The following is a 19,432-nucleotide window of genomic DNA, read 5'->3' as shown; positions in this document are numbered from 1 at the left end:
CGTTGCCTCGCGGGCGCCCCGACGGTGTCGCGGTGGCCGCACGGGCGCCCGGGTCACCGCCCGGCCGTCGAGTCCGGAACGCTTTTGCGCGGCGCCGTGAATGGCCTTCACATGGCACCCGAACCCACGGGACGCCGCGCGTCGCGGCGGTCCCGTCGGTCGCGCCTCGCCCGCCAGCCAGCGGCCGCGCGGTCCGGGTTCGGGTTTTTCCCCGGCGCCTGAGGGCGGCGGACGCCCGGACCCGACGGTTCGTGTCGAAACGAACCCCGGCGGTCCCGGCGGAAACCGCCCGCGTCCGGCTCGCGGAGACGCCTCGGCGTCTCACCCGCGATAAGAATCATTAACTGACGACCACGCAGATTCACGACCAACGAATGAAACTCCCGGAAACGCAGGTCGCCGTGCTCGAATCCGCGAGCGCGGACGACCCAACACCAGTCGAACAGATCGCCGACGAGACCGGCGAGGGGGTCCAGGCGGTGGCCGGCGCCGCCTTCGAACTCGAAGACGAGGGCCTGCTCGCCGTCACCGAGCGCACCGAAGCCGAACTCGTCCTCACCGACGAGGGCGAACAGTACGCCTACGAGCGCCTGCCCGAACACGCCCTGTGGGTCGGCGCCCTCTCGCAGGGGGCCGACGAGGAACCCGTCGAACTCGGCGGGGCCATCGGCCGCGCCGGCCTCGAGGACGAGGGGGTCGACATCGCGCTGTCGAACTTCGCCCGGAAGGGCATGGGCACCATCGACAGCGGCTCCGTCAGCGTCGACCCCGAGTTCGACCCCGAGGCCGACCCCGAGCACGCGCTGCTCGAACGGCTCCAGGACGAGACCGTCGACCCCGCCGGTATCGACGAGGACCTCGTCGACGCGCTCGAACGCCGCGGGCTCGTCGCGGTCGAGGAGTCGACGGTGCGGGAGGTCACGCTGACCGACGAGGGCGTCACCGCGATGATGGAGGGCGTCGAGGTCGCCGAGACCGTCGGCCAGGTCACGCCCGAACTGCTCACCTCGGGCGAGTGGGAGGAGGTCGAGTTCGCCGACTACAACGTCGAGGCCGACGCCGAGACGGTCCACGGCGGCAAGTCCCACCCGCTGCGGGAGATGTCCGAGCGCGTCAAGGACGTGCTCGTCGGGATGGGCTTCCAGGAGATGCAGGGCCCCCACGTCGACGCCGACTTCTACATCAACGACTGCCTGTTCATGCCCCAGGACCACCCGGCGCGCAACCACTGGGATCGGTTCGCCCTCGAAGAACCCGCGAAGATGGACCGCGAGAACCTCCCGCCGGATCTCGTGGATCGGGTCGAGTCCGCCCACCGCGACGGCGTCGGCCCCGACGGCGAGGGCTATCACTCCCCCTGGGACGAGGAGTTCGCCCGCGCGCTCGCCCTGCGCGGCCACACGACGAACCTCTCGGTGCGCCACCTCGCCGGCCTCGCCGAGGGCGAGCTGGAACCGCCCCAGCGCTATTTCTCCATCGAGAAAGCGTATCGGAACGACACCCTCGATTCGACGCACCTGCTTGAGTTCTTCCAGATCGAGGGGTGGGTGATGGCCGAGGACCTGTCGGTCCGAGATCTGATGGGCACGTTCACCGAGTTCTACGAGCAGTTCGGCATCACCGACATCGAGTTCAAGCCCCACTACAACCCCTACACGGAGCCGAGTTTCGAGCTGTTCGGCCGCCATCCCGAGACGGACGAACTCATCGAGATCGGCAACTCGGGCATCTTCCGCCCGGAGATGCTCGAACCGCTGGGCGTCGAGGCCGACGTGATGGCCTGGGGCCTGGCCCTGGAGCGACTATTCATGCTCGCGACCGGCGCCGAGGACATCCGCGACGTGCACGGCACGCTCGTGGACCTCGATTTCCTCCGCACCGAGGAGGTGGTGTACTGATGCCCACGGTAGAGATCGACCCCGACGAGCTCCGCGAGTTGACCGGCCACGACGAGAAGAGCGACGAACAACTCCGCGAGGACCTGTTCGGCCTCGGCCTGGAGTACGAGGGCGAGACCGACGACGGCGAGTTCGAACTGGAGTTCGCGCCCGATCGATTGGATCGGCTGTCCGTCGAGGGAGTCGCCCGCTCGCTGCGCTACCAGTACGGCGACGACCGCGGCGTCTACGTCCCGAACACCAACGACGCCGACTGGACCATCGAGGTCGACGCGGACGTGCCGGATCAGCGCCCGTACGTCACCGGCGCCGTCGTCCGCGGGCTGGACATGGACGAGGCCGCCTTGGAGTCGCTCATCCAGCTCCAGGAGAAGCTCCACGCGACGATGGGTCGCCAGCGCGCCAAGGGCGCCATCGGCGTCCACGACCTGACCATGCTGAAGGGCCAGGTCGGCGCCCGCGGCGGCGAGGACACCCCCGAGGAGGAGGCCGACCCGCGCACCGAGGTCGCCCCCTCGGGCGGCAAGTCCGTCCGCTACACCGGCATCGGCGAGCGCGAGGACCGGTTCGTCCCGCTGGAGGAGAACCACGAGATGACCCCCCAGGAGGTGCTGATGGCCCACCACACCGCCAACGAGTTCTCCGACCTCGTCGACGACTACGACGCGATGCCGGCCATCTACGACGACGTGGGGATGTTCTCGTTCCCGCCGATCATCAACGGGAAACGCACCGAGGTGACCGAGGACTCCCGCGATCTCTTCATCGAGATGACCGGCACGGACCAGTGGACGATCGACCACATGCTGTCGATCGTCTGCTACGCGCTCGACGCCCGCGGGGGGCGCGTCGAAGAGGTCGAGATCGAGTACGCGGACGACGCCGCCGGCGACTACGCCGGTAATACGCTCGTCCGCCCGAACTTCGAGACGAAGACCAAGACCGTCGACCACCCCGACATCGAGTCGATGCTCGGGATCGACCTCGACGGCGAGGAGGTCGTCGACCTGCTGGAGCGGGCCGGCCTGGACGTGGCCGGGACCGAGGGCGGCGAGAGCGACGACCACGCGCTGTCCTACGAGGTGGAGGTCCCGCCCTACCGCGTGGACGTGCTCCACCCCGTCGACGTGATCGACGACGTGGGTCGGGCGTACGGCTTCAACGAACTCGACCCGCGCTACCCCGACGTGTCCACCGTCGGCGGCCGCCACGAGCGCTCCCGGCTGGAGCGGGCCGCCCGCGAGTCGCTCGTCGGGCTGGGCTTCGAGGACCTGCTGAACTTCCACCTCATCAGCGAGGCGGCGAACTACGAGCGGCCGGGCGTCGAACCGGGCAGCGACGCCCTCGGCGGCGGCGAGCCGGCCGTCATCGGGGAGCCGTACAGCGAGGACTACGAGATCGTCCGCACCTGGGCGCTGCCGTCGATCCTGCTCGTCCTGGAGAACAACACTCACCGCTCGTACCCCCAGCACCTCTCGGAGGTCGGCCTCGCGATCGAACGGGACGAGGCCGAGCGGACGAAGGTCGCCGAGCGGCAGACGGTCGCGGCCGCGCTCGCCCGCCACGACGCCTCCTACGAGGACGCCAAGGCCAGCCTCCAGGCGCTGTGTCGCGCCTTCGACGCCGAACTGGCCACCCCGCCGACCGACCACCCGACGTTCATCTCGGGACGGACCGCCGATATCGTCATCGACGGGGAGACCGTCGGCGTCATCGGCGAGGTCCACCCCGAGGTGCTGGTGGAGTACGACCTCGAAGTGCCGGTCGCCGCCTTCGAGTTCGACCTGGACGCCCTGCGCGAGGACTGACTGCGCTCCCCGACGACTGACCGCGGTCCGCGGTTCACTGCGAAGCCCGTTTTCACCCGTCGACGTACTCGATGCGTCCGTCGGTCCCGACCGAGAGGTCGTCCGCCTCGCGGGCGTACGCCTCGAACGCCCGGTACTGCAGCCCGTGGAGCTCCCGGGCGTCGGCGGGCCCGACCGTCGCGAACTCGTCGGTGTAGACGACGTAGCCGTTGACCGCGAGCCGTAGCTCCCGGTCGTCGGCCAGCGGCTCGCCGTCGAGGTGCACCTCGGTTTCCCCTGCGGCGCGGTCCCGGCGGATCTCGACGCCGGCGAACTGCCCGGTCCAGACCTCGCCGTCGCGGCCGTCGATCCCGTCGGGGTGGACCGACTCTGCGACGAGCGACCGCAGTTGCGCGCCGGACACGGTGGCGGCGAAGACGCCGGCCTGGAAGGGGGCGATCCCCCGGAGGTCGGCGACGGTCACGTCGGGGCCGACCGGCGGCCCGTCGCGGAGCCCGCGGGTGTCGACGTGGCCGATGTCGGCGTCGGCGACCCACCGCAGCGCGTCGGTGGCGAGGTTCGCCAGCGCGCACTCCCCGCGGAGGCAGCGCGCCCGCTCGCGCGGGACCGGCCGGTCGAGTCGGGCGACCACCTCGTCGAGCCCGTGGTCGGCCAGCCGCTCGCGGACGGCCGCGGCCGTCCGCTCGTCGAGCGGACCCGAGGGCACCTCGTGGCGGGTCGCCGTCGCCGGCTCGCCGCGGTCGTCCGGCAGCTCGACCTGCCACAGGACGCGACCGTTCGCGCCGGGGCGGACCAGCAGCGTGCCGTCGACGCGCTCTCGGGTCTCGCTGTGGACGTGCCCCGCGAGGACCGCGTCAGCCCGCGTCTCCCGGCAGAGGTCACGGGCGACCGAATCGCCGGCGTGGGCGAGGACGACCAGCCGGTCCGGTGCGGGGTCCAGCCCGTCGACCGCCTCGCGGACGGCGGCCACCGGGTCGGTCACCGCGACGGACCGCGGGACGGCGATGTCCGGCCCGCTCACGCCGACGAGCGCGACCCGGGACCCGCCGCGCTCGACGGTCTTCGCAGCGTCGACGCCGACGAACGGTTCGCCGTCGGACCGGCGGTCCGACGAGGTCCCGCTCGCGCCACTCGCGGGACCCCCGTCGACGCGGACGTTCGCGCTGAGCCAGTCGACCACCGAGTCCGCGACTACTTCCCTGGTGTCGGCCAGCGAGTGGTCGAAGTCGTGGTTGCCGAACGTCTCGGCGTCGGGGGCGACGCGGTCGTAGAACGGCAGGGTCTGCCGACCGCGCTCCTCGATGGCCAGCGCGCCCGGGGCGAGCTGGTCGCCGGTGCCGACGACGACGGTCTCCGGGTCCCGGACCGACTCGATGGTCCCCGCGAGGCGGCCGACGCGCTCCGGGCGGTCGAAGGCGTTCTCCAGGTCCGAGTAGTGGAGGAGCCGCGGGGCCATCGGCGTCGGTCACTCCCCGGAGCCGGCCGACCCCGACTCGTCCAGCCGGCGCTCGTACTTCGCCAGCGAGGTCTCTAGAGCCTCCTCGGCGTCGATATCGAGCGCGTCGGCGGTCGCCAGCAGCGCGAAGACGGCGTCGCCGAGTTCGTCCTCGCTGACGGTCAACTCCTCGGGCGCGGCGCCGTACTCGCTGGACTTGGCGGCGTCGGCGGCGATCTCGCCGACCTCGGCGGCCAGGTCCAGCACCCGGTAGGCGGGGTCGGCGTCCATGTCGTGCTCGTCGACGAACGCGGCGACGCGGTCCTGTGCGTCCATGCGGCGGGGTTGGTCGGTCCCCGTCAAAACGGTTTGGCGTCGAGAGAGTCGGATCGCGCGTGTTCAGTTCGTCTCGGAACCGCTCGCGATTCCGAGACGACAGCGCGCGCCACGGGGGTTGTTCGATAGCCGTTCCGTACCGAAGAGTCACGCGAGGTGTCGTCCGCGGAGCGAGGCGGGTTCCGATCCCGAGCGTATTTCACCGTCCTGCACGTTCGGTGGCACGTGCGTCTCGTCCAGATCACGATCCCGACGGGCAAGCGCGAGACCGTCACGCGGGCGCTCGACGACGAGGGCATCGACTACATCGTCACGGACGAGACCAGCGGCCGGGAGTACGCCGCGGTGGCGTACGTCCCCCTGCCCACGAACGCCGTCGAGCCGGTGCTTGACACGCTCCGGACCGCCGGCATCGACGAGGGGACCTACACGGTCGTCCTCGACGCGGAGACGGTCGTCTCCGACGAGTTCGAACAGCTGGAGGAGCGCTACGCCGAGGAGGAGAACGGCGACCGCATCGCCCGGGAGGAGCTGGTCGCGGCCGCCAAGGACCTGCTGCTGTCGACGCCGGCGTACCTCGTGATGACGGTCGTCAGCGCGGTCATCGCGACCGCCGGGCTCCTGCTGAACTCCCCCGCGGTCATCGTCGGGTCGATGGTGATCGCGCCGCTGATCGGCCCGGCGATGGCCGCCAGCGTCGGGACCGTCGTCGTCGACGACGACCTGTTCGCCCGCGGGGTCAAGTTGCAGGCGGTCGGCCTCGCCGTCTCGGTCGCGAGCGCCGCCGCCTTCGCGTGGGTCGTCAAGACCGTCCACCTGATCCCGCCGTTTACCGACGTGACCGCCATCCCGCAGGTCCGCAGCCGGCTGTACCCCGACTTCCTCTCGCTGGTCGTCGCGCTCGGCGCGGGCGTCGCGGGCGCGATCTCGCTGACCGCGGGGATCTCCTCGGCGATCGTCGGCGTGATGATCGCCGTCGCGCTGATCCCGCCGGCAGCGACCGTCGGCATCGGCATCGCGTGGGGCAAACCCGTCGTCTCGCTGGGTTCGAGCGTGCTCGTGCTGGTGAACCTGCTGTCGATCAACCTCGCCGCGCTGGTCGTCCTCCGCTACAGCGGCTACCGGCCGACCAACTGGTTCCAGCTGGAGGAGGCCCGCGGCGCGACCGTCCGCCGGATCGGGGTCCTCGTCGTCGCCATCGTCATGCTGTCGGTGTTCCTCGGCGGCGTCACCTACGACTCCTTCCAGGGAGCGACCACCGAGGAGCGGATCCAGGAGGCGACCAACGCCGCGCTCGCCGAGTCCGAGGGCTCCCCGGAGGTGCTCTCGATGGAGGTCAACCGCAGCGGCGGCCCGCTCTTTCGCCACCCCGTCGGGATCACCGTGACGGTCGGCGTCGACGACCACGACCATCCGGCGCTGGCCGAGCGTATCGACCGCCGCGTCGAACGGGCCATCGACCGCGAGGTCCGGACGCAGGCCCGGTACGTCGTCACCGACTCGGCCTGACAGCGGGCGGTCAACAGCGTTCAGCCGGCAAAGGGCAGGTCTACCCCGTCTGACGCCCGTCAGACGGTGATTTCGGACCTTCAAAGGCGCGTTTGAGTTAACGTGGTTGCTATTTGATAGGGGGTCGTCCGACCGAGTGCATGAACTCACGACCCACACTCGCCGGCGTGGCCGTCGTCGCCGCGCTGCTGGCGACGGCGGGCGTCGGCGCCGCGTTCGCGGCCGGCGGTTCGCCGGTCCAGGCACAGCAGTCCGCGCAGGCGGACGCGAGCGACACGATCACCGTCGGCGCCTCCGGCCAGGTCCAGGCCGAGGCCGACCGCGCGGTCGTCCGCGTCGGCGTCGTCGCGACGGGCGACGACATCGAGACGGTCCGGTCGCACCTCTCGACCAACGCCAGCTCGATGCGCTCGGCGCTCAACGAGATGGGCATCGAGGACGGTCAGATCCGGACGGCCTACTACGACATCTCGACGAACCGCCGCTACGGCGGCGCCCCGAGCGAGGAGCCGGCCTACCGCGCCATCCACACGTTCGCCATCACGACCGACGACCCCGGTAGCGTCGGCCAGGTCGTCGACACCGCCGTGACCAGCGGCGCCGACGAGGTCGACGGGGTCGAGTTCACCCTCTCGGCGGACAAGCGCGAGGAACTCCGCCAGGAGGCCCTGACCGAGGCGATGAACTCCGCGCGCGGCGAGGCCAGCACTATCGCCGCCGCCGAGGACCTGAGCGTCACCGGCGTCGACCGCGTCTCGACCACGGAGTACCACGCCCGGTCCTACGGCGTCCAGACCGCGGCGCTCGCCGCCGGCGGCGACGGCGGCACCTCCATCGACAGCGGCCCGGTCAGCGTCAGCGCCTCCGTCACCGTCGTCTACGAGACGAGCGGTTGACGCCGACCGCCGCTCGTCCCACGACCGGTTGCCATCCGCCACCCACCGCCCGGCGCCCCGTACCGGTCCCACGGCGTCGGGCACTCCCCACCCGCTGACGGTTCCGTTCTCCACCGTCGGGCACCACGCCCGACGGGCCCGCGAGTCCGGTCGGACTCGCGGACGCCACCGGGTCTCCCGGTGACGCTTCGCTCACCTCGACAGCCGCGGCTGGCGGTTCTGCGAGCCGCCGCAGGGTGAGAGATCCGTCAGGACCCGTCGTAGGGCAGTTCCGGTTCGTAGTCGACCGCATCGACCGCGGCGTCGAGGACGCCCTGAACGTTCTCGTCCTCGGTGACGCTCATGTACAGGTCCGCTGCCACGTCCCGCGAGCGGTCGGCCTTGTTACAGACCGTGAGCACGGGCACGTCGAAGCGCGCTTCGAGGTCGTCGCGCAGGGCGAGTTGCGTGTCCAGCGGGTAGCCACACTCCCCGCTGGCGTCGACGAGCACGAGGACCCCGTCGGCGAGGTGTTCGAGCGCGCTGACGGCCTGCGATTCCACGTCGTTGCGGTCCTCGGGCGCGCGGTCGAGCAGGCCCGGCGTGTCGACGATCTGGTAGCGGATGTGGCCGTCGTCGAAGTGGCCCACCCGGATCTCCGTCGTGGTGAACGGGTAGGAGGCGGTCTCGTTTTCGGCGTTGGTGACGGCGTTGACGAACGTGGACTTGCCGACGTTCGGGTAGCCGGCGACGACGATGGTCGGCTCGTCGGGGCGGATGTCCGGCAGCGTCTTCAGGTCGTCGCGGGCGGCGCCGACGGCCGCGAGGTCGTCCTCGACCTCCTCGACCACGTCGGCGATGCGGGCGAACGCCTGCTTGCGGAGCTTCCGGGCGGTGTCGATGTCGCCGGTGGCGATCCGGCCCTGGTACTCCTCGCGGATCTCCGAGGTCTTCTGACTCGCCCAGTTGATCTCCGAGAGGTGCTGTCGGACGGCGTCGATACCGCCGATGTCGGGAGCGTCGTCACCGGTGGTGTTGGAGGCGATGACGGCGTCGGCCAGTTCCTCGTAGAACGGGTCCAGGTCGTCGAAGTCCGGCCAGTCGGTGACGACGTTCTCCAGGTTGTCGGAGGCGATGTTCGACGCCGTCTGTAGCATCGAGAGTGGGGCGTCGTGGCCGCTCTTGGCCCGCCCCGCGCGCGCGGCCCGCGAGAACGCCTTGTCCACCAGCTCCTCGGCGGTCGGCGTCGTCGGCAGGTCCTCGAACGGTTGGCTCATTGCACCCCCGTAGACGGCCGGCGCGTAAAAGACCGTTTACTCGTCGACGGCCGTGTCAGCCCGCCACAGCCCGCGAGCGGCCGTCCGTCGCCCCGGCCTGCGCACCCGGGTTCCCACCGTACCCTGCGAACCCCGGCGGATCGCCTATGGGTCCCGGCGCCCTACAGGAGGTGATGACAGACTGGAGCGCGGTCGTCTGGGGGTTCGTCGCCGGCATCGTCGCGGGGCTCGCCGCCTTCCTCGTCCCGGTGGTCGGCCACGTCGGCGCCGGGCTGATCGCGGGGTTCGTCGCCGGCTACCTCGCCGGCGGCGGCCTCGGGAACGGCCTCTGGCACGGCCTGCTCGCCGGCGCCTTCGGCGGGCTGGTGCTCGTCGTCGTCACCGCCCCGATCGCCGGCCTCCTGGGCGGCGCCCTCGGCGGTCCCATCGGCGGCCTGCTCGGCGGCCTCAGCGTCGTCGTCGTGGGCCTCGTCATCGCGTTCGTCTTCGCCCTCGACAGCGCCGTCGGCGGCGCCATCGGCGCGGTCCTCGCGGACTGACCCCGGAGCGTCGGGAACTGACCCGCCGGAGTCACCCTTTTGCCGGTCCCGTCCTGACGCTCGCACATGGCCCACATCGACGCCGGCGAGGTCCTGCCGAACGAGCACGTCCAGCGGATGGCCGCCGCCGGGGAGGTCACCCAGCTGCATCGGGGACACAGGTACGCCGACGAGGGCGACACCTTCGAGATCGACGGGACGACCTTCGAGGTGACCGATGTGACACGCCGCACCCTCGGCGACCTGACCGACGAGGACGCCCAGCGTGAGGGGTCGGAGGACCTAGAGGCCTATCGCGAGCGGCTGAACCGCGTCCACGACTCCTTCGAGTGGAACGACGACAGCGAGGTCGTCCGTCATCGGTTCGAACCACGGGAGTAGCATTGACGATATGCGGAGCCATGGGCGAAAGTGATATCCGTGTTTCCGAGTTACTTGCTGTTACAACTGTTAGACCAGCTATGCCCGTGGACTTCGACGAATACGCCGACCGACAGAGCGAGAACGATCTCGCGTTCGACCCCGACACACACGCCTACCACATCCTGACGTTCCTGGGTGAACACCCGGACGCGGGTTTCAAACCGTCCGAGATAGCCGACGAGACCGATATCAAACCGGGCAGCGTCCGCGGTACGCTGAAGCGTCTCGAAGAACAGGGCCTCGTCCGCCACGCCGAACCGTTCTGGGCGATCGGCGACGACGACCGCCTGGCTGGATCGACCGGGACGATGTTGGGACTCAAAGCGCTCGGCGACCGGTACGGGGACGACGAGTTCGAAGGCTGGGACGAGAACGCGGTCGATCCGCGTGAGATGCGTGACGAGTGATCAGCCGTTCCAGCGCGCCGACGTGGTCAAACACCCGGCACCGTTCAAGAATCCGCCGAACCACCGATATTTCGTCGTTCTGAGCGACGATTCTCACCCTTTCCACGGGGAAGAGTACGCCGTCGTCGCACTCACCTCGAAACAGCGGCCGGAAGCGATCGAGATCGGATCCGACGACTGGCGGTTCGGTGGGCCGCCCGGCGATAGCTACGCGTCGCCGTGGTACGTTTTCACGATCAAACACGCCGATATTAGCAACGCCCAGGGGAGTGTCACTGACGCGATGGCGGACACGATAGCGACGGAAACCGCGTCGTTTCTCGGCGTGTGACGGACGGGAAGTCCGTTCGGTGACTCCACCGGCCCACGAGGGACCCTACGGCGCGCTTCCTACCGCCGCTCGGCTAGCTCGTCGCGCAGGTCCTCCAGGTCCATGTCCTTCATGGCGAGCAGGACGAGCAGGTGGTAGACGATGTCGGCGGACTCGTGGGCGACCTCCTCGCGGTCGTCGTCCTTGGCAGCCAGCAACAGCTCCGTGGTCTCCTCGCCGAGCTTCTCCAGGACGGCGTTCTCGCCCTTCTCGTGGGTGAACAGCGAGGCGGTGTAGGAATCCTCGGGGAGTTCGGCCTTGCGGTCCTCGATGACGGCGAACAGCTCGTCTAACACGTCGTCGGTCATTACACGGGCTGTCGGCGCGCTCCGGTAAGTCCCCTCGGGTTCGCGCCCGCGGGCGGCCGCGCCCTCACTGCCGGTCGCGCTCGCCGAGCCGGATCCGGCGTTCCTCGAACGTCTCGTCGTCGATCTCGCCGCGCGCGTAGCGCCGCTCGAGGGTCGTCATCGGGTCGGCCGGACCGGTCGCGTCGACCGGTACCGCCCCGACCGGCCCGTCGATCCGGGTCACGAGCAGGTACACGGCGACGGCGAACAGCGCGACCGAGAGGGCGACCCACAGCAGTCCCCAGGGGAGTCCGAACCCCATCCAGCCGCCCCCACCGGCGGCTCCCATCGACCCGCTGTGCGGCCCGTGGTGCGGTCCGTGCTGGAGCAGGCGTATCGCTGTGTCGACCATGGAATCACTCCTCACTCGAACGGACGCACCGCGGAGATAAACCGCTGGTCGGGATTGTCACGACCTGAGAACGGGGTCGACCGGCCCGACCGGCACCGGCCGGACGCTACGCTTCGGGCTCGCTTTCGCGGTCGTTCGCCGCGCTCGCGACCTCGGCCTCGAAGAAAGCCAGGTCGTGGATCCGGGCGTCGTCGGTCAGCTCGGGGTGGAAGGAGGTGGCGACGACGGGGCCGTCCCGGACCGCGACGGCGCGGCCGTCCCACTCGGCGAGGACCGCCACGTCACCGACCGAGTCGATGACCGGCGCGCGGATGAACACGGCGGGGAACGGCTCGTCGAGGCCGGTTACGTCCAGGGGCGCCTCGAAGCTGTCGGCCTGGCGGCCGAAGGCGTTGCGCTCGACGCTCACGTCGACCAGCCCCAGCGAGTCGACGCGGTCGTCGTTCGGGTCGGCCGCAGCGACGATGAGTCCGGCGCAGGTCGCCAGCACGGGCTTGCCGTCGGCGACGTGGGCCTCGATCTCCGGGGCGATGCCCTCGCGGTGGAGGTGTCGGGAGATGGCCGTCGACTCCCCCCCGGGCATGAGCAGGATGTCGCAGTCGGGGACGACGCCCGACTGGCGGATCTCGACGACCTCGGCCTCGTCGCCGCGGCTGGCGGCGGCTCGTCGGATGGCGTCGGCGTGTTCGCTCACGTCGCCCTGGACCGCGACGACGCCCGCCCTGATGGTCATACCACTCCTATCGAACCCGTGGCGAAAAAGCTCTCGCTCCCCGCAGGCGTTGCGTGCTGGCGATCCGGGCCGGGGCTGAACTGCGCTCCGGTTCAGTCGTCGGCCGATTCCTCGGCAGTCGGCTCCTCGTCGGCGTCCTCGCCCGGCGGTGTCGAGTAGAGCATCCCGCGGCTCGAACTGACTCGTGTCATCGCCTGCCACTCCCGGATTCGAACGTATAACCGTACCCCTCAATGGGATATAGCGTGTTAAACTACCTCTAGCACGTATAAGGTTCGAGCCGCAGGGCCAAACTGTTAGGGGCTGTGGGCCGACAGTGGACCCATGTCGGACAGCCGGGATCCGGTCGAGGCGCGCGCCGACAGCGGGCGCGACCTCTACGAGGTGTCGACGTGGGAACCGCGGTCGCTGCTGGACAGCCTGTCCGTGTTCGTCTACTCGGCCGGGGTGTCGGGACTGCGGCTGTTCGTCGTGGTGCTGGCCCTCGCCATCCTCGCGTCGCAGTTCGTCCTCGGCGGGCTCGGGGCGGTCACGGACCCCATCGTCGGGACCTTCACCCTGCTGTCGGCGGTGCCGGCGCTGGGGCTGGCGGCGTACGTCTGGTACGCCGACGTGACCAGCTCCGAACCGCTGGAGTTGCTCGTCGGGACGTTCGCGCTCGGCGTGCTGTTCGCCGGGTTCGCCGGCGTCGTGAACACGGTCGTCAGCGTCTCGCTGGAGAGCCTGGGGCTGATGTTCTGGGGCACCCAGATCCTCTATTTCTTCCTCGTCGTCGGCCCGGTCGAGGAGACGGTGAAGCTGCTGGCGGTCCGGCTCTACGCCTACCGCACCTCGAAGTTCGACGCCGTCGTCGACGGCGCGGTCTACGGCGCGATGGCCGGCCTGGGCTTCGCGACCATCGAGAACGCCATCTACATCGCCGGGCAGACCGAGGGCATCGCCGACACGTTCAACCTCGTCGTCGCCGGCACCGGCATCACGGCCGTCCGCGCGCTGGCGGGGCCGGGCCACGTCATCTACTCGGCGTTCGCCGGTTACTACCTCGGGCTGGCGAAGTTCAACCCCGACCGCGCCGGCCCCATCGTCGTCAAGGGGCTCATCATCGCCACGCTCGTCCACGCGCTGTACAACACGCTCTCGGGGTACCTGCCGGGTATCGTCGCCGACGCCACCGGGATCCCGTGGTTCATCGCCTTCTTCGGGTTCATCCTCGTCTACGACGGGGTCTTCGGGCTCCTCCTGATCCGGAAGATCTCCCGATACAGGCGGGCCTACCACGAGGCGACCGACGAGGCGCCCGACGGCGAGCGGTCCGAGCTCACCGAGTTCGACGGCTGAACTCCGGCTACCGGTACTCGCCGAGCGCCTCGCGGACGGCCGCCACGTCGGCGCCGGCCTCGGCGTCGCGGTCGGCCATCCCGAGCATCCGCTCGACGTACTTGGCGAACACGTCCACCTCGACGTGGACGGAGTCGCCCGGTTCCTTCGCCGAGAGCGTCGTGTCGTGGTAGGTCGTCGGGATGATCGCCACCGAGAACGTCCCGCCGGCGTCGTCGAGCGCGGCGACGGTCAGGCTGATCCCGTCGAGCGCGACCGACCCCTTCTGGACGACGTACTGTTCGAGTCCGGCGGGGAGCTCGAAGGTGTACGCCCAGTCCTCCCCGACCCGTTCGATGTCGACGATCTCCGTGGTGCCGTCGACGTGGCCCTGGACGACGTGGCCGTCGAACCGCTCGTCGGCCGAAAGCGCCCGCTCCAGATTGACCGCCCGGCCCTCGGTGGCGGTGTCGAAGGTCGTCCGCTCCAGCGTCTCGGCGGCCAGGAACACCGAGAACCACTCGCCGTCGGCGTGCTCCTCGACCGTGAGACAGGCCCCGTCGACGCTGATGCTCTGTCCCCCCTCCAGGTCCGCGAACGTCGTCGCAATCGTCAGCCGGCGACCCGCGTCGCTGTCCTCGATCTCGACGATCTCGCCCGTCTCCTCGACGATCCCGGTGAACATACCCGACGCTTGGGAGAAGTGTCGCAAAAGAGTTATCGTTCACGGATGTGGGACGGGTCCGGTGGGCGGTTTCGAGCGCCCGGAGGCGCGGGGCTTTTGCCGGTCGGCGCGGAACCGGGAGGCATGGCGCGGAGCATCCTCGGGATGGTCGGGCTGGGTGGGACCCTGATCTTCGCGATCCCGGTCGCGCTGCTGGGGCTGGAGTTCCTGCTGGCGCGTGGCCAGCCGACCGTCGGCGCGGGCCTGCTCGTCGTCGCCGTGCTGATGGTCGCCATCGAGGAGTACGTCACGACGGCCGAGGACCTGGCCGGCAAGGCCGTCGAGGAGACGGTCGGCGCGGTCGCGAAGTCGCCCGACGAGGACGAGGAGTGAGCCGTCGCGGATCCAAGCGTTGAAATCGTGAGGGGTCGACACGGCGGACATGAGCCGCTCCGACTCCGAGTCCGACGCCCCCGCCGACGCCGGTGAGGGCGGGGCCGAAGCCGGCCCCGCAGCCGCCGACCGCGGCGCCGACGACGACTCGGTCGATCCCGCCCGCGATCCCGGGGACGACGACGGGACCGAGGGACCGACCGACGGGCCGGCCGGCCGGTTCGACCGGGTCGACCGGACGACCCGCTGGGTCCTCGGGATCGTCGCCGCCGGCCTCCTCGTCCGCCTCGCCTTCCTCGGCCACCGCGTCGCGCACTTCGACGAGGGGCGCGTCGCCTGGTGGTCCGCGTACTTCCTGGAGACCGGCGAGTTCCACTACCGCTACATCATCCACGGCCCGCTCGTCCAGCACGTCAACAAGTTCCTCTTCGACGCGCTGGGCGCCAACGACTTCACGATGCGGCTGTTCGTGGCGCTGGTCGGCGCCCTCCTCCCGCTCGCCGCCCTCCTCTTCCGCGAGCACCTCGACGGCGACGAGGTCGTCGGCACCGCCTTCTTCCTCGCCTTCAGCCCCCTCCTGCTGTACTACTCGCGCTTTTTCCGGAGCACGCTGCTCGCGGCGGCGTTCGCGTTCGTCGCGTTCGGCCTGCTCGTGCGCGCCTACGACGAGCGGTCGGTCCGGTACGTCTACGGCGCCGTCGCCTTCGTCGCGCTCGCGTTCACCGCCAAGGAGAACGCCGCCGTGTACCTGCTGGTGTGGGTCGGCGCGACCGCCCTGCTGCTCGACCAGGCGCTGTTCCGCACCGGCGGCGACCGCTCGGGCTTCGACTGGGCGCGCGAGCGCCTTGACGACCTGCGCGGACGCCGCTCGCTCGCCGACTACGCCGCCGACTTCCTGTGGCACGGGACGGTCGCGCTCCTCGTCTTCCTGGCGGTCACGCTGTACTTCTACGCCCCGCGGTCGCCCGACACCGCGGCGGTCGGCTTCTGGCAGGCGGTCACCAACCCGACGCTGTTCCCGGATCTCTTCGACCGGACGCTCGACGACGTGGTCGAGGGGTACAGCTACTGGTTCGGCGGGACGACCGACGCCGGCTGTCGCAAGGACAACATCATCGACGCCTACCTCTGCTTCCTCGGCCAGGAGGTCCACGCGATGGCCCAGTCGGCGCTGGCGCTGACGCTGATGGCCGTCGTCGGCTTCCTCGCCGAGCGGTGGGGACGGGTCCGCTCGCGCGGCGTCGTCCTGTTCTGTGCCTACTGGGGCTTCGTCTCCGTCGTCGGCTACCCGCTCGGGACCGACATCGCCAACGCCTGGATCGCCGTCAACGCTCTGGTGCCGCTGGCGCTCCCCGCCGGCGTCGGCATCGCCCTGGTCGTCGACAGCGCCCGCGACGCCCTCCACACAGACTCGGTCCGGTTCGGCATCACCGCGTTCGTCCTCGTGCTGATCGGCGGGTACATGGCGGCCTCCGCGGTCGGGTACGTCTACCTCGACGACACCACCGACGACAACGAGCTCGTCCAGTACGCCCAGCCGGCCGACGACTTCCGCCCCTCGATGGCGGTGCTGGAGGACCGCGCCGCCGACCACGACGGGGTCGACGTGCTCTTCGTCGGGAACAGCTACGTCCGCGACAACCCCCGCGACGCCGGGATCGAACCGACGTGTACGAGTATCAGCAACACCCTCCCGCTGCAGTGGTACGTCGAGGCGTACGGCGCCACCGGCGACTGCATCCAGGACGCCGACACCGCCGTCCAGCGACTGCAGGACGGCGAGGTCGACCCGCTCGTCGTCATCGCGCCGAACGAGCTGGAGACGGACCTGGCGCCCGCCCTGGAGGGGTACGACGCCGACACCCACCGCCTGCGGCACTACGGCAGCGAAGCGGTCTTCTTCAGCGACCGGTCGCCCGACGGGTCGAGCGACGCGAGCGCCGTCGAACCGCGTGCGCTCGCCGTCGGCGACTGACCGGGAGCCCTCCGCCGCCGTACCGCGACTCCCGCGACTGCCGCAATCCGCCCCGTCCTACCGCAGTCCCCGCTCGCGCTCCCAGCCGCGGACCAGCGCCGCCAGCGTCTCGTTGACGGGGACGGGGTCGGCCGCCCGGTCGACGACCGCACCGTTGATCGCGTCGACCTCGGTCCGCTCGCCGTCGTCCACGTCCTGTAGCATCGAGGAACGGTTGGCGCTCGTCGCCGCCGCCACCCGCTCGACCGCCTCGACGGCCGCCTCGTCCGACAGGTCGACCCCCTCCTCGCGCGCGACCCGTGCGGCTTCGCTCGCCGCGCGGCGGGCCGGCTCGCCCGCCGGTCCGTCGACCAGCGCGCCGTTCTCCGCGCGGGCGAGCGCGGTCACGGCGTTGACGCCCGCGTTGACCGCCAGCTTCTCCCAGAGCCGGCGCGGCATATCGGTCGCCACGGTCGTCTCGACGCCGGCCGTCCCGAACGCCGCGCCGACCGACGCCGCGGCCGGCGACTCGCCGCAGTCGGGCGGCCCGAGTGCCACCTCGCCCCGGCCGGTACACTCGACGGTCCCGGGCTCGGTCAGGCGCGCGCCGTACGTGCAGGTGCCCGCGAGCACGTCCGCGTCGAGCGCGCTCGCCAGCGTCGCCTCGTTGCCCAGCCCGTTCTGGACCGACAGGACCGCGTTAAGGTCGGCCGCGCCGAGCGCCTCGGCGGCGGCCGGCGTGTCGAAGGCCTTCACGGCGACGATCGCGAGGTCGAAGCGTTCGTCTGGAACCGCCGTCGCCGCCGACGGCTCGACGCGGACCGAGCACTCGCCGGTGACTCGCAACCCCTCGGCGCGGACCCGCTCGACGTGGGGGTCGCGGCCGACCAGCGTCACGTCGTGGGCGCGCGCGAGCAACCCCCCGAGGAGGCTGCCGAGGCTGCCGGCGCCGAGGACGAGGGCGCGCACGACCGTTCAGTCCTCGGTCCAGTAGTAGATGCTCTCCCGTTCGGCGCCGCAGGCGGGGCAGGTGTCGGGGATCTCCTCGATGTCGCCCATCTCGCCGCACTCCCAGCAGCGCCACATCAGCTCCGCCTCGCCGGAGTCCGCGGTGGTCGAGAGGTGCTGGCCCAGGCTCGCGATCCCCTCCTCGGTCGTCACGTAGAAGCCGTGCTCGTCGAACCCGCGGATGGTCCCGAGCCGGTTCCCATCGTCGTCGAAGACCGCCTGTCCGAAGCCCAGGTCGATCCCCTCGTCCGTCTCGCTCATACCCGAACCAACGCCGGACCGGCGCATAAATGTAGGTGCCGGCGGAGGTCAGCGACAGCGATCTCAGCGACCGTCGTCGCCGCCCCCGTCGGAGCCGCCGGCACCGGCGTCCGACTCCCCGGAAGCGAGGTCCCGTTCGTCGGCCGAGAGCGCGGCGTCGAAGACGGAGCCGTCGTCGATGTCGGCGAACAGCTCGTCGAGGTTACGCTGGAGGCCGTCGAGCTGTCGGTCGAGGCGGTCGAGCCGCTCGCCCTCGTCGTCGGTTTCGTCCTCGGTCAGTGCCGCTCGCCGCTCGGCGAGGTCGTAGAACTCCTCCAGCTGGCGCCGGTAGCGGGCGCGCGCGGCCAGCCACCGGACCCGCTCGCGGACCGACTCCCGGTCGCGGGCGACCACCGCGTCGACCGCCTCGCGGGTCGCGACCGACGACCGGCGGGGTTCGGGCACCGACACGCAGACCTGGAGGTCGTACTCGCGGGTCCGGATGTCCGACAACAGCGGGTCGAGCGACCCGTCGACGAGCGCCGCGTCGACCACCGCGACGTCGACTTCGGCGTCGAGGCTCTCGCGGAGCGCGTCGGCGCTGTAGGCCGTCCGAACGGTGCCGTCGTCGCGGAGCGCGGCCGCCAGCTCGTCGGTGGCCGCGGGCTCGGCACCGGCGACGACGACGAGGTGCCGTGCCGAGGCCATGTCCGGCGGGTGGAACGGGAGGTATAAAGACCCACCCCTTTCACGTCCGTCGATTTCCTCACCGATCGACCGACCGCGACCGGCCGCGGTCGGCGTCGACGACGGCGTCGCAGACGATCCGGAACGTCTCGACGGTCTCGTCGTCGTGGACCGTCGGGTCGAGATGGAAGACGACGACCCCGTCGACACGGCGGGCGACCTCGCCGAGCGTGTAGACGAACTTGAACGCGGTCGGCTCGTCGACGTGTTCGAGGACGCCGGTCAGCGAGTGGACCCCGACGCCGACGCGGTCGCCCGCCTCGTCGGCCCGCTGGAGCGCGTCGCTGACCCGGCGGCCGATCCCCTCCAGGTCCGTCGGATCGGCGACCCGTTCGACGGGAACGGGCGGCTCGGTGTCGGTCCCCCCGGCGTCGACCGCCGCCGTCGACCGGGTCTCCCGCTCGACGTCCACGCACGCGGCGACCGCCGGTTCGCCCCCGGTCTCGCGTTCCCACTCCGAGAGCCACTCCGTCGCCGACCGGGTTACCGTGACCGGAACCGCCCGGTCGATCCGGTCGCCGAGCCCGTCGAGGACGGCCACGCAGGGGTCCGTCGGCCGGTCGCGCAGGTCGGACGCCAGCAACAGCACCGTCGTCGCGTCACCGATCTCCGCTGCTCCTCGGATGCCCACGCTCACGAGTGTCCCCTCCGATACGGACGGATCTGTATCACTCCGTATCAGTCCAGCGGACCCACACGACAATCAGTGTTTCCGTTCCCTGACATCCAGGTCCGGCCTCCCGGTTGCACAACCTATTAGTGTTACTGATGTTACATCTGAAATATCGAATCCTAATCTC

Annotated in this window: 22 protein-coding genes; 11 read left to right on the top strand and 11 right to left on the bottom strand. The window is 70.6% G+C overall.

The window, feature by feature from the left end; translation table 11 throughout:
• Nucleotides 1-374 precede the first annotated feature (374 nt).
• Entirely contained in the window at nt 375-1,898 is a 1,524-nt protein-coding gene (gene pheS / locus ACMGFI_RS16760; RefSeq protein ID WP_436911007.1) for a phenylalanine--tRNA ligase subunit alpha, read from the top strand.
• Entirely contained in the window at nt 1,898-3,706 is a 1,809-nt protein-coding gene (locus ACMGFI_RS16755) for a phenylalanine--tRNA ligase subunit beta (protein WP_436911005.1), read from the top strand. The genes pheS and ACMGFI_RS16755 overlap by 1 nt, the downstream gene beginning before the upstream one ends.
• Nucleotides 3,707-3,758: 52 nt before the next feature.
• Here ACMGFI_RS16755 and ACMGFI_RS16750 read toward each other — a convergent pair whose 3' ends face one another.
• The gene (locus tag ACMGFI_RS16750) at nt 3,759-5,162 is read right to left on the bottom strand and encodes a bifunctional metallophosphatase/5'-nucleotidase (protein ID WP_436911004.1); all 1,404 of its coding nucleotides are present in this window, start codon (nt 5,160-5,162) and stop codon (nt 3,759-3,761) included.
• A gap of 9 nt (nt 5,163-5,171) precedes the next feature.
• Complete coding sequence (locus tag ACMGFI_RS16745; RefSeq protein ID WP_436911003.1) at nt 5,172-5,477, bottom strand: MazG nucleotide pyrophosphohydrolase domain-containing protein; 306 nt, start codon at nt 5,475-5,477, stop codon at nt 5,172-5,174.
• Between the two features lie 225 nt (nt 5,478-5,702).
• On the opposite strand from ACMGFI_RS16745, the gene ACMGFI_RS16740 reads away from it, so the two are divergent.
• Together ACMGFI_RS16740 and ACMGFI_RS16735 are read left to right on the top strand one after the other, a co-directional pair.
• Nucleotides 5,703-6,986: a TIGR00341 family protein gene (locus tag ACMGFI_RS16740; protein WP_436911002.1), complete on the top strand. Its 1,284-nt coding sequence runs from the start codon at nt 5,703-5,705 to the stop codon at nt 6,984-6,986.
• Nucleotides 6,987-7,126: 140 nt separating this feature from the next.
• Nucleotides 7,127-7,882 carry an SIMPL domain-containing protein gene (locus ACMGFI_RS16735; RefSeq protein ID WP_436911001.1) on the top strand — a complete coding sequence of 252 codons (756 nt, stop codon included), beginning with the start codon at nt 7,127-7,129 and terminating at the stop codon, nt 7,880-7,882.
• Nucleotides 7,883-8,130: 248 nt separating this feature from the next.
• Here ACMGFI_RS16735 and ACMGFI_RS16730 read toward each other — a convergent pair whose 3' ends face one another.
• Nucleotides 8,131-9,138: an NOG1 family protein gene (locus tag ACMGFI_RS16730; protein WP_436911000.1), complete on the bottom strand. Its 1,008-nt coding sequence runs from the start codon at nt 9,136-9,138 to the stop codon at nt 8,131-8,133.
• A gap of 173 nt (nt 9,139-9,311) precedes the next feature.
• On the opposite strand from ACMGFI_RS16730, the gene ACMGFI_RS16725 reads away from it, so the two are divergent.
• From ACMGFI_RS16725 to ACMGFI_RS16710, 4 genes are all read left to right on the top strand, one after another.
• Nucleotides 9,312-9,677, top strand: a complete 366-nt coding sequence (locus ACMGFI_RS16725) for a DUF5518 domain-containing protein (protein ID WP_436910999.1) — start codon at nt 9,312-9,314, stop codon at nt 9,675-9,677.
• A 66-nt stretch (nt 9,678-9,743) separates the two neighbouring features.
• Entirely contained in the window at nt 9,744-10,058 is a 315-nt protein-coding gene (locus ACMGFI_RS16720) for an ASCH domain-containing protein (RefSeq protein ID WP_436910998.1), read from the top strand.
• Between the two features lie 80 nt (nt 10,059-10,138).
• On the top strand, nt 10,139-10,507 hold the full coding sequence (locus ACMGFI_RS16715; protein ID WP_436910997.1) for a MarR family transcriptional regulator: 369 nt from the start codon (nt 10,139-10,141) through the stop codon (nt 10,505-10,507).
• Nucleotides 10,497-10,838 carry a hypothetical protein gene (locus ACMGFI_RS16710; RefSeq protein ID WP_436910996.1) on the top strand — a complete coding sequence of 114 codons (342 nt, stop codon included), beginning with the start codon at nt 10,497-10,499 and terminating at the stop codon, nt 10,836-10,838. The genes ACMGFI_RS16715 and ACMGFI_RS16710 overlap by 11 nt, the downstream gene beginning before the upstream one ends.
• 59 nt (nt 10,839-10,897) lie before the next feature.
• Here the strand turns inward: ACMGFI_RS16710 and hisE are convergent, their stop codons facing one another.
• From hisE to pdxT, 3 genes are all read right to left on the bottom strand, one after another.
• Nucleotides 10,898-11,185 carry a phosphoribosyl-ATP diphosphatase gene (gene hisE / locus ACMGFI_RS16705; protein WP_436910995.1) on the bottom strand — a complete coding sequence of 96 codons (288 nt, stop codon included), beginning with the start codon at nt 11,183-11,185 and terminating at the stop codon, nt 10,898-10,900.
• A gap of 64 nt (nt 11,186-11,249) precedes the next feature.
• Nucleotides 11,250-11,576 carry an SHOCT domain-containing protein gene (locus tag ACMGFI_RS16700; protein ID WP_436910994.1) on the bottom strand — a complete coding sequence of 109 codons (327 nt, stop codon included), beginning with the start codon at nt 11,574-11,576 and terminating at the stop codon, nt 11,250-11,252.
• A gap of 106 nt (nt 11,577-11,682) precedes the next feature.
• A complete protein-coding gene (pdxT, locus tag ACMGFI_RS16695; RefSeq protein ID WP_436910993.1) occupies nt 11,683-12,309 on the bottom strand; it encodes a pyridoxal 5'-phosphate synthase glutaminase subunit PdxT in 627 nt (208 codons plus the stop codon).
• Between the two features lie 324 nt (nt 12,310-12,633).
• On the opposite strand from pdxT, the gene ACMGFI_RS16690 reads away from it, so the two are divergent.
• Nucleotides 12,634-13,647 carry a PrsW family intramembrane metalloprotease gene (locus ACMGFI_RS16690; protein ID WP_436910992.1) on the top strand — a complete coding sequence of 338 codons (1,014 nt, stop codon included), beginning with the start codon at nt 12,634-12,636 and terminating at the stop codon, nt 13,645-13,647.
• 7 nt (nt 13,648-13,654) lie between these two features.
• Here the strand turns inward: ACMGFI_RS16690 and ACMGFI_RS16685 are convergent, their stop codons facing one another.
• Nucleotides 13,655-14,311 carry a riboflavin synthase gene (locus ACMGFI_RS16685; protein ID WP_436910990.1) on the bottom strand — a complete coding sequence of 219 codons (657 nt, stop codon included), beginning with the start codon at nt 14,309-14,311 and terminating at the stop codon, nt 13,655-13,657.
• Between the two features lie 123 nt (nt 14,312-14,434).
• Here ACMGFI_RS16685 and ACMGFI_RS16680 point away from each other — a divergent pair, with 123 nt between their 5' ends.
• Entirely contained in the window at nt 14,435-14,683 is a 249-nt protein-coding gene (locus ACMGFI_RS16680) for a DUF7533 family protein (RefSeq protein WP_436910989.1), read from the top strand.
• Between the two features lie 49 nt (nt 14,684-14,732).
• On the top strand, nt 14,733-16,658 hold the full coding sequence (locus ACMGFI_RS16675; protein ID WP_436910988.1) for a flippase activity-associated protein Agl23: 1,926 nt from the start codon (nt 14,733-14,735) through the stop codon (nt 16,656-16,658).
• Between the two features lie 57 nt (nt 16,659-16,715).
• On the opposite strand, the gene ACMGFI_RS16670 is transcribed toward ACMGFI_RS16675, so the two are convergent.
• From ACMGFI_RS16670 to ACMGFI_RS16655, 4 genes are all read right to left on the bottom strand, one after another.
• Nucleotides 16,716-17,606: a ketopantoate reductase family protein gene (locus tag ACMGFI_RS16670; protein WP_436910987.1), complete on the bottom strand. Its 891-nt coding sequence runs from the start codon at nt 17,604-17,606 to the stop codon at nt 16,716-16,718.
• A 6-nt stretch (nt 17,607-17,612) separates the two neighbouring features.
• On the bottom strand, nt 17,613-17,906 hold the full coding sequence (locus tag ACMGFI_RS16665; protein ID WP_436910986.1) for a DUF7130 family rubredoxin-like protein: 294 nt from the start codon (nt 17,904-17,906) through the stop codon (nt 17,613-17,615).
• Between the two features lie 63 nt (nt 17,907-17,969).
• Nucleotides 17,970-18,593, bottom strand: coding sequence for a hypothetical protein (locus ACMGFI_RS16660; protein WP_436910985.1), 624 nt, complete (start codon nt 18,591-18,593; stop codon nt 17,970-17,972).
• 58 nt (nt 18,594-18,651) lie between these two features.
• Nucleotides 18,652-19,269, bottom strand: coding sequence for a DUF7504 family protein (locus ACMGFI_RS16655; protein WP_436910984.1), 618 nt, complete (start codon nt 19,267-19,269; stop codon nt 18,652-18,654).
• Nucleotides 19,270-19,432 lie beyond the last annotated feature (163 nt).

The organism is Halosimplex marinum, assembly GCF_051414075.1.
GTDB lineage: Archaea > Halobacteriota > Halobacteria > Halobacteriales > Haloarculaceae > Halosimplex > Halosimplex marinum.
The sequence above is the reverse complement of the archived record's forward strand: the minus strand, read 5'-3'. Positions and strand labels throughout refer to the sequence as shown.